At 68.6% G+C, this 14,275-nt stretch carries 15 protein-coding genes; 7 read left to right on the top strand and 8 right to left on the bottom strand.

Annotation, left to right across the window (positions count from 1 at the left end; genetic code table 11):
• The first annotated feature begins 20 nt into the window (after window positions 1-20).
• Window positions 21-572, top strand: a complete 552-nt coding sequence (locus tag AC3EF3_RS20070) for a hypothetical protein (protein WP_488534032.1) — start codon at window positions 21-23, stop codon at window positions 570-572.
• A gap of 2 nt (window positions 573-574) precedes the next feature.
• Here AC3EF3_RS20070 and AC3EF3_RS20065 read toward each other — a convergent pair whose 3' ends face one another.
• A complete protein-coding gene (locus tag AC3EF3_RS20065) occupies window positions 575-1,486 on the bottom strand; it encodes a LysR family transcriptional regulator ArgP (protein WP_488534031.1) in 912 nt (303 codons plus the stop codon).
• A gap of 87 nt (window positions 1,487-1,573) precedes the next feature.
• Between AC3EF3_RS20065 and AC3EF3_RS20060 the strand changes: the two genes are divergently transcribed.
• On the top strand, window positions 1,574-2,902 hold the full coding sequence (locus AC3EF3_RS20060) for a D-amino acid dehydrogenase (protein WP_488534030.1): 1,329 nt from the start codon (window positions 1,574-1,576) through the stop codon (window positions 2,900-2,902).
• Here AC3EF3_RS20060 and AC3EF3_RS20055 read toward each other — a convergent pair.
• From AC3EF3_RS20055 to AC3EF3_RS20035, 5 genes are read right to left on the bottom strand one after another with little or no spacing between them, the layout of a single operon-like run.
• Window positions 2,878-3,669: a molybdopterin-binding protein gene (locus AC3EF3_RS20055; protein ID WP_488534029.1), complete on the bottom strand. Its 792-nt coding sequence runs from the start codon at window positions 3,667-3,669 to the stop codon at window positions 2,878-2,880. The two genes, AC3EF3_RS20060 and AC3EF3_RS20055, sit on opposite strands and share 25 nt — an antisense overlap.
• Window positions 3,666-4,349 carry a cytochrome b/b6 domain-containing protein gene (locus tag AC3EF3_RS20050; protein WP_488534028.1) on the bottom strand — a complete coding sequence of 228 codons (684 nt, stop codon included), beginning with the start codon at window positions 4,347-4,349 and terminating at the stop codon, window positions 3,666-3,668. The genes AC3EF3_RS20055 and AC3EF3_RS20050 overlap by 4 nt, the downstream gene beginning before the upstream one ends.
• Window positions 4,350-4,378: 29 nt before the next feature.
• Entirely contained in the window at window positions 4,379-5,638 is a 1,260-nt protein-coding gene (locus tag AC3EF3_RS20045; protein ID WP_488534027.1) for an acyl-CoA dehydrogenase family protein, read from the bottom strand.
• A 10-nt stretch (window positions 5,639-5,648) separates the two neighbouring features.
• Window positions 5,649-6,434 carry an alpha/beta fold hydrolase gene (locus AC3EF3_RS20040; RefSeq protein WP_488534026.1) on the bottom strand — a complete coding sequence of 262 codons (786 nt, stop codon included), beginning with the start codon at window positions 6,432-6,434 and terminating at the stop codon, window positions 5,649-5,651.
• On the bottom strand, window positions 6,431-7,465 hold the full coding sequence (locus AC3EF3_RS20035) for a 2,5-dihydroxypyridine 5,6-dioxygenase NicX family protein (RefSeq protein ID WP_488534025.1): 1,035 nt from the start codon (window positions 7,463-7,465) through the stop codon (window positions 6,431-6,433). The genes AC3EF3_RS20040 and AC3EF3_RS20035 overlap by 4 nt, the downstream gene beginning before the upstream one ends.
• A 26-nt stretch (window positions 7,466-7,491) precedes the next feature.
• On the opposite strand from AC3EF3_RS20035, the gene AC3EF3_RS20030 reads away from it, so the two are divergent.
• From AC3EF3_RS20030 to AC3EF3_RS20020, 3 genes are read left to right on the top strand one after another with little or no spacing between them, the layout of a single operon-like run.
• Window positions 7,492-8,025, top strand: coding sequence for a flavin reductase family protein (locus AC3EF3_RS20030; RefSeq protein ID WP_488534024.1), 534 nt, complete (start codon window positions 7,492-7,494; stop codon window positions 8,023-8,025).
• 2 nt (window positions 8,026-8,027) lie between these two features.
• A complete protein-coding gene (locus AC3EF3_RS20025; protein WP_488534023.1) occupies window positions 8,028-8,453 on the top strand; it encodes a MarR family winged helix-turn-helix transcriptional regulator in 426 nt (141 codons plus the stop codon).
• 31 nt (window positions 8,454-8,484) lie between these two features.
• A complete protein-coding gene (locus AC3EF3_RS20020; protein WP_488534022.1) occupies window positions 8,485-9,387 on the top strand; it encodes a DMT family transporter in 903 nt (300 codons plus the stop codon).
• A 4-nt stretch (window positions 9,388-9,391) separates the two neighbouring features.
• Here the strand turns inward: AC3EF3_RS20020 and AC3EF3_RS20015 are convergent, their stop codons facing one another.
• The gene (locus tag AC3EF3_RS20015; RefSeq protein WP_488534021.1) at window positions 9,392-10,495 is read right to left on the bottom strand and encodes a Rieske 2Fe-2S domain-containing protein; all 1,104 of its coding nucleotides are present in this window, start codon (window positions 10,493-10,495) and stop codon (window positions 9,392-9,394) included.
• Window positions 10,496-10,526: 31 nt separating this feature from the next.
• Entirely contained in the window at window positions 10,527-12,491 is a 1,965-nt protein-coding gene (locus tag AC3EF3_RS20010) for an acetoacetate--CoA ligase (RefSeq protein WP_488534020.1), read from the bottom strand.
• 54 nt (window positions 12,492-12,545) lie between these two features.
• Here AC3EF3_RS20010 and AC3EF3_RS20005 point away from each other — a divergent pair, with 54 nt between their 5' ends.
• The gene (locus tag AC3EF3_RS20005; RefSeq protein ID WP_488534019.1) at window positions 12,546-13,148 is read left to right on the top strand and encodes a TetR/AcrR family transcriptional regulator; all 603 of its coding nucleotides are present in this window, start codon (window positions 12,546-12,548) and stop codon (window positions 13,146-13,148) included.
• Between the two features lie 184 nt (window positions 13,149-13,332).
• Window positions 13,333-14,217 (top strand): alpha/beta fold hydrolase, encoded by an 885-nt coding sequence (locus AC3EF3_RS20000; RefSeq protein WP_488534018.1) that lies wholly within the window; start codon window positions 13,333-13,335, stop codon window positions 14,215-14,217.
• Window positions 14,218-14,275 lie beyond the last annotated feature (58 nt).

Genomic DNA, 14,275 nt, shown 5'->3' with positions numbered 1-14,275 from the left:
GAATGCGCATGGAGGCCACGATGAAAAGAACAATCTGGACCCCGACCTTTTTGTGGCTGGCGGCCGCCAGCGCGGCGCTGCTGTTCGCGTTCGCGGCGCCGGACGAGTCCAGCCTCATGGGGCGCTTGCCGACCATCAGCGCCAAGCGCCTCGACCAGCAGCCCGTCCTGCTGCCGCACCAGTTGCCGGCGGAGCGCACGCTGGCCCTGGTCGCCTACACCAAGCACCAGCGCGAAGAAGTCCAGAGCTGGATTCGCGGCATGGGCCTGAACGACGACACCTCGATCGCATGGTTCCGCCTTTCCGTCGTGAACGATCCCGGCAGCGAGAGCGCGCGCAGCGCCGTCGAGCAGAAGCTGCTGGCCAAGCACGCGCTCGACACCGACCGTTCGCGCCTGGTCCCCGTGTTCACCAACCGCGAAGCCTTCGCGCGCGCCGCCGGCGTGTCGGGCACCCAGCATGCAGCCGTGCTCGTGCTGGATCGCAACGGCCACGTGCTCGCGCGTGCCGAGGGGCCGTACGACGCGGACAAGGCCGACGCGTTGCGGGAGACACTCGCCGGTCGCGACTGAGTTCAGCTCGCGAGTGCGGCGCCGGCCGCATGCGTCAGTGCCGCGGTGAGCGCGTCCAGCACTTCGCTCTCGAGGTTCCAGCAATGCCAGTAAAGCTGCACCGGCACGGCATGACCCGAGCTGACATCCACCAGCTGCCGCTGCTGCACGAGGCCGCGCACCAGCAGCTCGGGCACGATGCCCACGCCCCAGCCGGCCAGCACGGCGCGCACCTGGCCCTCTGAACTCGGCACGAACAACTGGTTGAGGCCGACCCGGCGCAGGCCGAAGGCCCGGCCGACGAATTCGCTCTGCATGTCGTCCTTGCGGTTGAAGGCGACGAACGCATGCTCGCGGAAGTTGTGCGGCGTGAGGCCATGAGGCAGGCGCTCGCGCGCATAACGGGCCTGTGCCACCGCGATGTAGCGCATCGCGCCGAGCGGCACCACCTTGCAGCCGCGCAGGGCCTGCTTGAGCGTGGTCACGCAGCCGAGCACCTGGCCTTCGCGCAGCCACTCCTGCGTGAAATCCTGGTCGTCCGCGATGATCTCCAGCGGCAGGCCTTCGCGCGCCAGTTCGTCGAGCGCGGGCAGCGCCCAGGTGGCGATGCTGTCGGCGTTGACGGCGATCGAGATGCGCTCCTCCTCGCGCATGCCGCCGGTGGAGCTCGGCGCGAGTTCCTTCAGGTCGCGCTCGAGGTCGGCGCGCAGCAGCCGCAACTGCTTGGTGTGTTTCAGCAGCAAGTGACCCGCCGAGGTGGGGCGCAGGGGCCGGCTGCGCACGATGAGCACCGTGCCGACCTGGGCTTCCAGGGCCCGCAAGCGCTGGGATACCGCCGACTGCGTGATCGACAGCCGCTGGGCCGCCCGCTCGAACCCGCCCTCCTCGACGATGGCGGCCAGGCACTCCAGGGCGTCGGGGTCGAAGGTGCTCATGGGCGATTCATTAGCTGAAGTGATGTTTTCCGCTACAGTTTAATTTTGCTTTTGTTACGCGGCAAGCGGCGCGACACTGGCGGGATCATGAAAGTCCTCATCCTCGGCGCCGGAATCATCGGAACCAGCACGGCCTGGCACCTGCTCGATCGCGGCCACGATGTCACCGTGGTGGATCGCCAGGACGCGGCCGCGCGCGAGACCAGCTTCGCCAACGCCGGCCAGATCTCCGTCAGCTATTGCGAGCCCTGGGCCAACCGGCAGGCGCCCGCCAAGCTGCTCAAATGGATGTTCCGCCACGACGCGCCGCTCCTGTTCCGCCCGCAACTGGACTGGCAGCAATGGCGCTGGGGCCTGGAGTTTCTCGCGCAGTGCAACGACGCCGCCTTCGAGCGCAACGTGCGGCAGCTGGTCGCCCTGGGCGCGTACAGCCACGCCGCGTTGAAGGACGTGCTACGCGCCACCGGCATCGAGTACCGGCGGCTCGAGCGCGGCATCGCCCATTACTTCACCGACGCCAGGTCGTTCGAGGATGCGGCGCAGGCCGCCGAACTGATGCAGCGCTACGGCGTCGAGCGCAAGGTGGTCTCGCGCGAGGAGCTGCTGCAGATCGAACCGGCGTTCAAGCCCTTCGCGCATGCGATCGCCGGCGGCACCTACACCGCCAGCGACGAGAGCGGCGATGCGCGCGCATTCACCGAGCAGCTCGCGCTGCGCAGCGCCGATCGCGGTGCCGCGTTCCTGTATGGGCACGACGTCGTTCGGCTCGAGGAGAGCGGCGGCGAGGTCGCGGCCGTGCACGTGCGCGATCGCGCCTCGGGCGAACTGCGGCGCCTGCGGGCCGACGCCGTCGTCGTGGCGTGCGGCTCGTACACGGCGCCGCTGTTGCGCACCGTGGGTGTGGACCTGCCGATCTACCCGGGCAAGGGCTACAGCGCCACGTTCGCCATCAGGCAGCCCGAGCGCGCGCCTTTCGTCAGCACGATCGACGACGAAGTGAAGATCGCGATGAGCCGCTTTGGCAACGAGCTGCGCGTGGCCGGCACCATCGAGCTGGCGGGCTTCGACCTGTCGCTGGACACGCCGGTCGCCCGCGCGCGCTGCCGCATGCTGTGCGAGCGTATCGAGAAAGTGCTGCCCGGCGTGTGCGACACGCGCACTGACGAGGAAGGCGGCAACCCGCGCTTCTGGACCGGGCTGCGCCCGGCCACGCCCACCAACATCCCCTACATCGGCCGCACCCGCGTCGGCAAGCTGTGGGTCAACGCCGGCCACGGCACGCTCGGCTGGACGCATGGCGCCGGCTCGGGCAAGGCGATGGCGGAGCTGATCAGCGGCGAGCAGCCGCAGACGCCGTTCGATTTCTACGGCTACCCGGCGCACGAGCGCCGTCAGATGCCCGCGTACCAGTTGTAGCCTTGGTCTTCCCAGTAGCCGCCCCGGCCGCCCGCGATGCGGCCGAAGTCGGACACCACCTCGATGCGCTGGATGTACTTGGGTTGCTTGTAGCCGAGTTGCCGCTCGATGCGTGCCCGCAGCGGCGCGCCGTTCTCGACCGGCACGGGCTTGCCATTGAGCTCGTACGCGAGGATGGTCTGTTCGTGGAAGGCGTCGTCGAGGTCGACGCTCTCGTAATACATGCTGTCTTCGTCGTCCTCTTCCATCTGGTCGAGGCAGTGGAACACGACGAACTTCGCCCCGGGCTGCAGCTGCGCCAGGCCAAGGACGTGGGACAGGCGCACGCCCTTCCACTGGCCGATGCAGCTCCAGCCCTCGACGCAATCGTGGCGCGTGACCTGCGTGCGCGAAGGCATCTCGCGCAACTGCGCCAGCGTGAACTCCAGCGGCGTCCGGACGAGGCCTTCGACCCTCAGGCGCCAGTCGGCAAAGCCGTTGGCCACCATCGCCGCGTACTCGTCGCCCATCGGCATCAGCGTGCCGTTGGCGCGGAACACCGGCGCGGCCTCGGACGGCGAAAACTCCTGCGCCATCGCGCGGCGGCCCAGCGCCCGGTGCACGCTGTTCGACAGCTTCTCGGCGCTGCGCAACACGTCGACGGCCGTGTCGTTGTGGCTCAGCGCATCGCAGCCGGACAGGGCACTGCCCGCCGCGGCCGCGAGCCCCGCGCGCAACAGCCCGCGGCGTTCGCGCCGGTGCTGGAACGGGGGAACGGGTCGGTTCATTTCGGTACCCTCCAGTAGCCCGTGACCATCGAGCGCAGGTTGTTGACGAGACCCGTCACGATCACCTCGAACACGTGCACCAGCACGAAGACGACGAGCAGCGTCGCCGCGATGAAGTGCAAGGTGCGCAGCGCCTGGCGGCCGCCGAACCAGTCCACCCAGCCGGGCGCGAACGCATCCATCATCGGCGACAAGGCCCAGCCGCCGACCACGATCAGCGGCAGGACGATGAAGATGATGCTGAGGTAGGCCGTGTTCTGCAGCACGTTGTAGCGCCGCGCCTCCTCGCCGTGCGGGTGCTTGAGCTTGAGGTGGTCGAGGATGGAGCGGCCGATGCCCCGCCATTCGCTGCGGGTCGGCACCAGGTCGCGCCGCAAGTGCCCGCTGAAGATCGTCCACAGCACATAGGCGATCCCGTTGATGACGAATATCCACGCGAAGAAGAAGTGCCACAGGCGCCCCATCGACAGCCATTGCGTCCCGGGAATCGTCGCCCAGCCCGGGAATTTCGCGAGCTGCAGCAGCAGCGTGGAGTCGCGCGAATCGGCGCCCCAGTACAGCGCCGGGTGGGCGTTGAAGATCTGCAGCCCGCTGCCGAGCAGCATGAACAGGCACACGACATTGATCCAGTGCATGATGCGCACCGGCAGGCGATGGCGGTAGATGACGTCTCGGTCCATGCCGTCAGTCTGGCGGCAGGGCGCGGACCTTACAAGTCGTCCTTCTCGCCCGGCTCGTACAGTGCTTCCCGGCCCATGCGGTCGAGCACGAGCTCCGCGGTCCAGGGCAGCATGAGCGAGCCGCAGCGGCTGTCGCGGTACAGGCGCTCCAGCGGCAGGTGCTTCATCATGCTCTGGCCGCCGCAGGTGCGGATAGCGAGCCGGCAGATGTCGTTCGCGCCTTCCATCACGGCGTATTGCGCGGCGTACAGGCGCATCCGCACATCCTTCGACGGGTTCGGCGCCGCCTCCTGGATCGCCCGCACGAACAGGCTCTTCATCGACTCGAGCTGGATGCGCATCTGCGCGACGGCGACCTGCTTGGTCGGGTACATGCGCCGCAACACCTTCGGCTCGCCGGGCACCTCGCCGCGCAGGTAGCTCACGGTGAAGTCGTAGGCGGCGTTCGCGAGGCCCAGGTAGGTCGGCGCGAGCGTGAAGAACATCGCCGGCCAGGTCTGCGCGCCCTTGAAGTACACGCCGCGCGGCATGAGCTGCTCGTCGTCGGGGACGAACACGTCCTTGAACGTGAGGTTGCGGCTGACGGTGCCGCGCATGCCGAGCGGGTCCCACTCGCCCGTGATCGCGAAGCCCTCGCTGGTGGCCGGCACGGCCAGGTACAGCGTGTCGCGCGCGTCGGGATGGTGGTCGCCCTTGTCCTCGGTGCACAGCACGCCGTAGTAGTCGGCCGCGCCCGAGAGCGACGCGAAGATCTTGCGGCCGTTCACCAACCAGCCGCCCTCGACCTTGCGCGCCGTGGTGCCGAAAGGTGCGCGGCCGGCGGCGGCGGCGCTGCCTTCGGAGAACGGCTGCGCGTAGATCGCGCCGTCTTTCACCACGCGGGCGAAATGCAGCTCGCGCCGGCGCTCGTGCTCGGCCCGCTGCTCGGGCGTCATCGGGATGCCGTCGGCCAGCACCCCCGTCCACATCGTCGAGCAGATGTGCATGTTCCAGGTAAGCGCCGTGGCGCCACAGAAGCGGCCGATCTCCGCCGCCACCATCATGTAGGTCGTGTAGTCGGCGCCCCGCCCGCCGCTCGCCTTCGGCACGCACAGCGCGAGCAGGCCGGCTTCGCGCAGGTCGTCGTAGTTCGCGAACGGGAAACTCGCCTCGCGATCCCACTGTGCGGCGCGCGGCGCGAACTTCGTGCGCCCGAGTTCATTCGCGAGCGACAGCAACGAGCGCTGCTGCGGGGTGAACGGCAGGTCGCCCACGGCGGGCGTGAAGCTCAGGGCGGGGACGGCATCCATCGGGCGGACCTCAGTGCAGCAGCTCGCGCGGGAGGGCGAGGAAATTGAGCAGGAACCCGTCGAAGTCGTCGGGCGCCTCCAGGTTCTGCAGGTGCCCGATGCCTTTCATCTCGATGTAGCTGCTGCGCGGGATGGCCTCGGCCATCTTCTTCATCACCGCCGGGGGCGCGTTGCGGTCGTGCTCGCCGGCGACCAGCAGCGTCGGCACCTCGATGCGTTCCAGGTTGGCGCGCCGGTCGAACGTCACCAGGGCTTCCAGCGCGCGCCGGTACGTCGCCGGTGGAACCAGCGACATGCAATGGGTCGCGAGCTTCACGCCCTCGGGCAGCGAGCCGGGTCCCACCATTTGCGGCACCAGCACTTCGGCCAGCTGCGCCATCGTCTTGCCGGCGTCGAGCGGCGCGGTGCGCTGCGCGATGAACTCGCGCTGCCACTCGCCGTCCGGCTTGCCGAAGGATGCGCTGGTGCCGCACAGCACCAGCTTGTTGACCAGGTCGGGCCGGCGCGCGACCACTTCCTGCGCCACCATGCCGCCCATGCTGTGGCCGACGAGCGCCACGTTGTCGCACTTCAGGCCCTCTATCAGCCGGATGCAGCTTTCGGCCAGGCCCTTGAACGTGTAGGGCTCGATCGGCGCGCTGTGCCCGTAGCCCGGCATGTCCCAGGCGATCGCGCGGTAGCCGGACGACGCGAGCGTCTCGACCTGCGGCGCGAAGAAAAGGTGGCCACCGCCGATGCCGTGCAGCATCAGCACGGTAGGCCCGCCGCCTAGCGCCGTGAAATTGGGTGCGTTCATGCGAGCAGCCGGCCGGCCTCGATGACGACGCGATCGTCCAGCGCCACGGTGCAGCCCTTGAGCGGCAGGTCGAAATGCCCGCGCGTGTGGCGGCCCGCGACTTCGTTCGCGCCAGTGCTGTAGAGAAAGTTGCCGGCAAACGCGCGCAGCTCGGTGCCGTTGAAATCGCGCCGGTCGTACAGCGCCATGCTGTCCCAGCGCGCTGCGTCGTTCAGCCCGTAACCGACATGGCTCACGGCATAGGCCTCCCGGTCACCCCAGGCCGCGACGTAGCTGCGCATCAGGTCGGCATCGACGCCCTCGCCTTCGATGCCCGTGACGTAGTCGTCTTCGATGCGCAGCAGCACGGGCCGTTCGATGTAGCGTTTGAACGTGAGGTTGACGTCGCCGGGTGCGAGAACGAGCGTGCCGTTGACCGTGCGCGCGGCGGGAAAGGCGAGCGCCAGACCGCCCGGCCAGTGCGTCATGGTGCCGGGCCGGGTCGTGTAGCCCCAGTTGCCGCCGCAGGTAGCTCCTTCGAGCCGGATGGCGAGATCGGTGCCCGCAGAAGAGGTAACGTGGAGCTTCTTTGCGGCACGCAGGCGTTTGACGTGATCCTTGACCCGTGGCTCCAGTCCTTCCTGCGGCACCAGGCGTGCCAGCGCTTCGGGATGCTCGTTGCTCACGTAGAGCACGCGGGCGCCGCCCTTCAGGATCGCGGGCAGCTCGGGAGCGTGCATCAATCCTTCGACAGTGCAATCGACCACCAGCGTCGATGCCGCGAGCGCGGACACCACGGGCGCGAGCTGCTGCAGCGCCGTGCACGCGCCGGTGGAGCGCACCGGCGGGCCGGGCTCGCAAGGCGTCGGCAGCTCGATCGAGAACACGCGGCAGCCCTGCCGTGCGGCGGCCAGGCGCGCCAGCTGCGGCAGCACCGGACGGCTCTGGCTTTCGCTGAGCACGGCCACGATCTCGCCCGCGCCCACCGCGCAGCGCGACAGCACGGCCTCGAACGCGGCGAGCCACGCGGGCTCTGGCTTCTCTTGCAACATGGTCTTGGCGTTCCGGACCATAATACATGAAATTTCATGCAATTGGTCCCGTGAGCCCGCCCACCCAAGCCCGGCCGCCCAGCTTTTCGCCGCAGGAGTTCCGCTCGGCCCTGGCCATGTTCGCCACCGGCGTGACGATCGTGACGGCGCGGGCGGCCGACGGCACCGTGATCGGCCTGACGGCGAACTCGTTCAATTCCGTCTCGCTCGATCCGCCGCTGGTGCTGTGGAGCCTTTCGCAGGCCGCGGGGTCCCTGCCCGTGTTCCGCACCGGCTCGCATTACGCGATCAACGTGCTCGCCAAGGACCAGAAGGAGCTGGCCGAGCGCTTCGCGCTGAAGGGCGCCGACCGCTGGAGCGGCGTGCACTTCGTCGAGGGCGCGGGCGGCGCGCCGCTGCTGGAAGGATCGGCCGCGACCTTCGAATGCTTCAACCGCAGCCGCTATGAGGAAGGCGACCACGTGATCTTCGTCGGCGAGGTGGAGCGCTGCAGCTGGCGCGTGGGCGCCTCGCCGCTGCTGTTCCATGGCGGCCGCTATTACACCGAACATCCGTTCTAGCCGTGCCTGCGCAAAGGTTCGTGGACCACTACCTCGGCTATCTCCTGGGCCAGGCGAACCACGCCCTGTACAAGGAGTTCGACGCGCACGTGCGCGCCGCCGGCCTGAGTTCGATCGAGTGGCGCGTGCTGGCGACATTGCACGACGGGGAGCCGCTCACCGTCAGCCAGCTGGCGCATGAAGTGCTGTCCAAGCAGCCCACCGTGACCAAGCTCGTGCAGCGCATGAGCGAGCAGGGCTGGGTCACGCTGCAGGCCGACCCCGCCGACCAGCGGCGCACGCTGGTGGCGGCGACGGCCGCGGGACGGCGCCTGGTGCGACCGCTCGTGTCCCAGGCCCGCGCGCACGAGAGCGCGATGCTCAGCACGCTCGCGGCCTCCGAGAAGGCCGCGCTCAAGAAGCTGCTGGGGAAAATCGCGGGACGATAGCGGCTTTCGTGTGCAAGCTAACATCGCTTGCATGGTCGTCGAAAGAAAAGCGCATCTGGACTCGCTCGCCGTTTCGCTGCTGCTGGCGTGCTGCCTGTTCTGGGGGCTGCAGCAGCTCCTGATCAAGACCACCGTCGGGGAAGTGCCGCCCCTGTGGCAGGCTTCGCTGCGATTCGTCGGCGCCACGGCGCTGCTGTGGACCTGGTGCGCGGTCAAGGGCGTGAAGCTGTTCGGCCGGGACGGAACGCTGGGCGCGGGCCTGCTCGCCGGCGCGCTGTTCGCGGCCGAGTTCACCTGCATCTATCTCGGGCTGCGCGAGACGACGGCGTCGCGCCTGACGGTGTTCCTCTACACCTCGCCGTTTTTCGTGGCGCTGCTCTTGCCTCGCTTCGTGCCGGCCGAGCGGTTGCGCTCCCTGCAGTGGGTGGGTCTGGTGATCGCCTTCGTCGCCGTCGCGATCGCGTTCAGCGAAGGCTTCACCAGTGCCCGCCAGGCGAGCCATTTGCGCGGCGACGCGCTCGCGCTGGCGGCAGGCATCCTGTGGGGACTGACGACCGTGGTGATCCGGGCCAGCGCGATGGCGACCGCGAGCGCCGAGAAGACGCTGTTCTACCAGGTGGCCGTGACGGCGGTCGTCGCGCCCTTGCTGTCGCTGGCCCTGGGCGAGCCCTGGTCCTTCGCCTATTCCACTTACGCGTGGGGATCGATTGCCGCGCAGACGGCGATCGGCGCGTTCGCGAGCTACCTCACCTGGATGTGGCTGTTGCGGCACTACCCGGCGACGCAGATGTCGTCCTTCACCTTCCTCACGCCGGTGTTCGCGCTGGTGTTCGGCGTCGCGCTGCTCAAGGAGCCGCTCACGCTGCAGCTCGTGCTGGCGCTGTGCGGCGTGGCTGCCGGAATCGTGCTGGTGAACCGGCGCAGGCCGGCATGAAGGGCTAGAACCGCAACAGCAGTTCGTGCGGGCGCACCGGCTCCTTTTCCGCCGGTACGCGCTTCGCCTCGTCTTCCTGCTCCGCGGCGATCAGCTTCGACAGCGTCAGGCGGAAGTGCGACAGCGCCGCGTCGGCCGCGATCGCCTGCATGCGGAAATCGGCATCGGTGTCGAGCAGGTGCTGCTGGTGCTCGATGATGTGCTTGTCTTCCATGAAGCCTTCGATCAGGCTGTCGCGCAGCGAGCGCGACACGTTGCTGTCGCTGCCTTCGAAGTTGTTCAGGTAGACGAAGAAGAAGTGCGTCGTGCGCCGCGTCTCCGGCGTCATGAACTGGCAGTTGCGGTATTCGCGCGTGCCTTCGCGGTTGCCCCTTTCCGAGCCGCTGCCGGCCGGCGAGAACATCGATTCGAGAAAGAAGATGCCGGGGATCAGCATGCGGCCGATGTTGCGGCGGTCCACATGGCAGTCCTTCTCCGCCGCCGGCAGCACCTTGCGGTGGAAGGGCGGCGGCGGCGCGTCCATGTGCCAGCGCTCCACGCGGAAGCCGTCGGTGAGGCGCTCGATCGCCACCGGCTTGGTCTTGTACGCGTACTCCTCCGAGCCGCCCAGCGTATGCGTGTGCACGAACGCCAGGTGCGCGAAGTCGGACAGGTTGTCGACGATCAGCAGCCAGTTGGCGTCGTAGTGCATGTACTCGGGGATGCCCTTCCACTGCGGATCGCGCAGATAGGGATAGTCCACGATCAGCGCGGGATCGGCTTTGTCGGCGTCGCCCATCCAGATCCAGATGAGGTGGTCCTTCTCCACGACCGGGAAGCTGCGCACGCCCAGCTTGGGCGGGATGTTCTCCTGGCCCGGAATCTGGATGCATTTGCCCGACGGGTCGAACTTCAGGCCGTGGTACATGCAGCGCACGCATTCGCCTTCGCGCCGGCCGATGTGCAGCGGTGCGCCGCGGTGGCAGCAGCGGTCCTTCAGTGCGACGACGCGGCCGGTCTCGGCCTTGTACAGCAGCACCGGTTCCTCGAGAAGGGTGCGCGCCAGCATCCTGCCGTCGATCAGTTCGTGGTCCCAGGCGGCCACGTACCAGCAGTTTTTCAGGAACATGGGCCCATGCTCGGCCAGTGCCTGCGCAAGGTCAATGCGGGGCGCCCCTGTAGCGCGCAAGTTCCACGAACCAGTCGAGCGAGGCCGGGTTGGCCATCGCGTCCTTGTTCACCACCTTCTCCACGGGTTGGCCCAGCAGCAGCTTCTTGACCGGCAGCTCCTGCTTCTTGCCGGTGAGCGTGCGCGGGATTTCGGGCACCTGGTAGATCTGGTCGGGCACGAAGCGCGGCGACAAGGCATCGCGGATCGCGCCGTTGATGCGCGACTTGAGCGCATCGTCGAGCTTGTGCCCTTCCCGCAGCGCGACGAACAGCGGCATCCAGCTCTCCCGGCCCAGGTATTCGAGATCGACGATCAGCGAGTCCAGCACTTCGGGCAGCGCTTCCACGGCGCGGTAGATCTCGCTCGTGCCCATGCGCAGGCCGTGGCGGTTGATGGTCGCGTCGCTGCGGCCGTAGATGATGCAGCTGCCGCGCGGCGTGACCTTCAGCCAGTCGCCGTGGCGCCACACGCCCGGGTACGTGTCGAAGTAGCTGGCGAGATAGCGCTGGTTGCCTGGGTCGCCCCAGAAGAACAGGGGCATCGAGGGGATCGGCTTGGTGCAGACCAGCTCGCCCACTTCGTCGATCACCGGCTGGCCCTGCTCGTTCCACGCCTCGACGGCGCAGCCGAGCAGGCGGCACTGCATCTCGCCCGGCACCTGGGGCAGTTCGCGATTGCCGCCGATGAAAGCCCCCGCGAAGTCGGTGCCTCCCGAGATGTTGCACCACCAGATGTCCTCGGTGCCGATGCGGCGGAACTGCCCGGTGCCCCAGGCCTGCACGTCGGCGGAGAGCGGCGAGCCCGTCGTGCCGAGCGCGCGCACCCGCGTGAGGTCACCGCATTGCGCGGCTTCGACGCCCGCTTTCATGCAGTTGGCGAAGAACGCGGCTCCCGCGCCGAAGAAGGTCGCGCCGACCTCGGCGGCGAATCGCCACAGCACCGTCCAGTCCGGGTTCTCCTTGGAGCCCGCCGGGCTGCCGTCGAAGATGCATATCGTCGTGCCGTTGAGCAGGCCCGCCACCTGCGCGTTCCACATCACCCAGCCGGTGGAGCTGTACCAGTGGTAGCGCTCGCCGGCGGTGTTCGGGTGGTAGCTGCAACCGATGTCGTCATGCAGCACCGTCAGCTCGAGGCCGACCAGCACCGTGCCGCCGTGGCCGTGCACGATCGGCTTGGGCAGGCCGGTCGTCCCGCTCGAATACACGATCCACAGCGGATGGTCGAACGGCAGCCACAGCGGCTCGAAAGCCTTGACCGCCGCGGCCGGCGCCGTGGCCGCTTGCGCGAAGTCCTTCAGCCGCAGGACGTGCGTGACGCTGGTCAACGCATCGCGCAGCTGCTTGACCACATCCGTGCGGTCGATGTGCTTGCCGGCGTAGCGCACACCGTCGCAGGCGATCAGCACCTTGGGGGTGATCTGCTTGAAGCGGTCGAGCACGGCGTTCGTGCCCATGTCGGGCGCGCACAGGCTCCACACCCCGCCGATGCTGATCGTGGCCAGGAACGCGACGACAGTTTCGGGGACATTGGGCAGGTAGGCCGCCACGCGATCGCCCGGCTGCACGCCCTGCGCCTGCAGGTGGATCGCCAGCGCCGCGACCTGCGCTTTCAATTCGCGCCAGCCGATCTCGCGCTGCTCGCCCGCCTCGTTGCGCGCGACGATGGCCGGCAGCCCCGCGGCATGCGCGGGCTCGACGTGCCGGAACACCTGGTTCACGTAATTGAACTGCGCGCCTTCGAACCAGCGGGTGCCGGGCATCTTCTCTTCGGCCAGCACCGCGCGCGCGGGCGTGGGCGACTGCAGGTCGAAGTAGTCCCACACGGATTGCCAGAAGGCCGGCAGGTCATCGACCGACCAGCGCCACAGCTCGTCGTAGTTCGCAAAGCTCAGGCCGCGCTGGTCGCGCAGCCAGTCCTGGTACAGCCGGATCTGGGGAATGCAGGGGGCGTTCATGCGCCAAGGATAGGGTCGCTTGTGATTTCGCACGACCGTGCTAATATCTGCGGCATGGACGCCCGGACCCAGAAGAGCGAACTGACGCGCGCCGCGATCGTCGGCGCGGCGCTGGACCTCGCCTCGGCCGAAGGGCTGGAGGCGATCACGCTGCAGGCGGTCGCCGACCGGATCGGCCTGTCCAAGAGCGGCGTGTTCTCGCGCGTGGGTTCGCGCGAAGCCCTGCAGAAGGCGGTGGTCGAGGAGTTCGGGCGGCGCTTCCTGGCGGATGTGTTCGTCCCCGCGATGCAATTGCCCAAGGGCCTGCCGCGGCTGGACGCGATCATGCAGCGCTGGATCGTGCGCACGCGCGACATCGAGGCGAAGAACGGCTGCATCTTCTCTGCGGGCGCGTTCGAACTCGACGACCGCGAGGGGCCGCTGCGCGACCTGCTGCACTCCGAGGTCACACGCTGGCGCGCCGCACTGCGGCGCACGGTCATGCAGGCGATCGAGCAGGGGCACCTGAAGCCCGGCACCGACCCGGAGCAGCTGGTCGGCGAAGCCTGCTCGCTGGTGCTCGGGCTCGTGCACGACGCCCGCTTCCTGCGCGACCCGCGTGCGGCCGAGCGCACGCAGGCGAGCTGGCAGCGGCTGCTTTCCACCTACCGGCAATAACCTCCCACGTCATGGCATGTCGTGATCGCCCGTCTATATTTCGCACGATCGTGCGAAGAAAGGATGTTCCATGCTCTCGCTCTTGATCCTCGCAGCGGCCTACCTCGGCATCCGCGCGCTGACCGGCGCCCTGCGCAACCTGCCGCGCTCCAACGACGACATGATCTTCTACTGAAGGACCGCCATGACCCGCACCGCCTTGCAGGCCACCTCCACCTTCTACCAGGCCAGCCCGGGGATCCGGCTGTTCCGTGCGGCGCTCGCGGCGTCGGAGCGGCTGTGGCCCGCGCTCGCCGTGCGACTGGCCTATCGCCTCTTCCTCACGCCGCTGCCCCCCAAGTGGCTGCACCGGCGCCATGGCTGGCACCGGGCCTGGCACACGGAGCAGTGGGCCTTCGAAGACGCCAGCGTCACGGTCTATTCGCCGGCGGCCGCCCCGCACGCGCCGATCGCGCTGCTGGTGCACGGCTGGGGCGGGAACGCGGCGCAAATGCTGCCGCTGGCCGAAGCGCTCGCCGCGCAGGGCCTGCGTCCCGTGCTGGTCGACATGCCTGCGCACGGGCGCAGTCGCGGCAGCATGAGTGCGCTGCCGCAGTTCGCGCGGGCCATCGACTACGTCGCGGCGCGCCTGCAGCAGCAGGGGTTCGAGCTGCACGCGCTCGTCGCGCATTCGCTCGGCGCCAGCGCCGGGGCTTACGCGGCGAGCCGGGGCTTGAACATCCAGCGCCTGGTGCTGCTCGCGCCGCCCGCCTCGCCGCCCGAGTACACGCGGCTGTTCGCGCAGGTGTTCGGCCTGTCGGAGGCGACGCGCGCCGCGATGCAGAAGCGCATCGAGGCCCGGCAGGGGCTGCCGATGCCGCTGTTCGAGCCCCAGGCGGTGGGTCCGCGCATCCGCGTGCCCACGCTGGTCGTGCATGACCGTGGCGATGCCGTGAACCGCTTCGCCGACGGCCAGTCCTATGCTCACGCGATCCGTGGTGCGCGCTTCGTTCCGACCGAAGGCCTGGGCCACCGCAAGATGCTCAAGGACGCCCAGGTGCTGGGGGAAGTCGCGATCTTCCTCGGCTGACGGCGCGCTTGCGCCGCAGGGACGCAACGCCTAGCATCGCTCCGGTTCTCTCAACACA

This window comes from Ramlibacter sp. GS1-15, from assembly GCF_057785015.1.
Note: the sequence above shows the minus strand (reverse complement) of the source record. Positions and strands in the feature narration are given on the sequence as shown.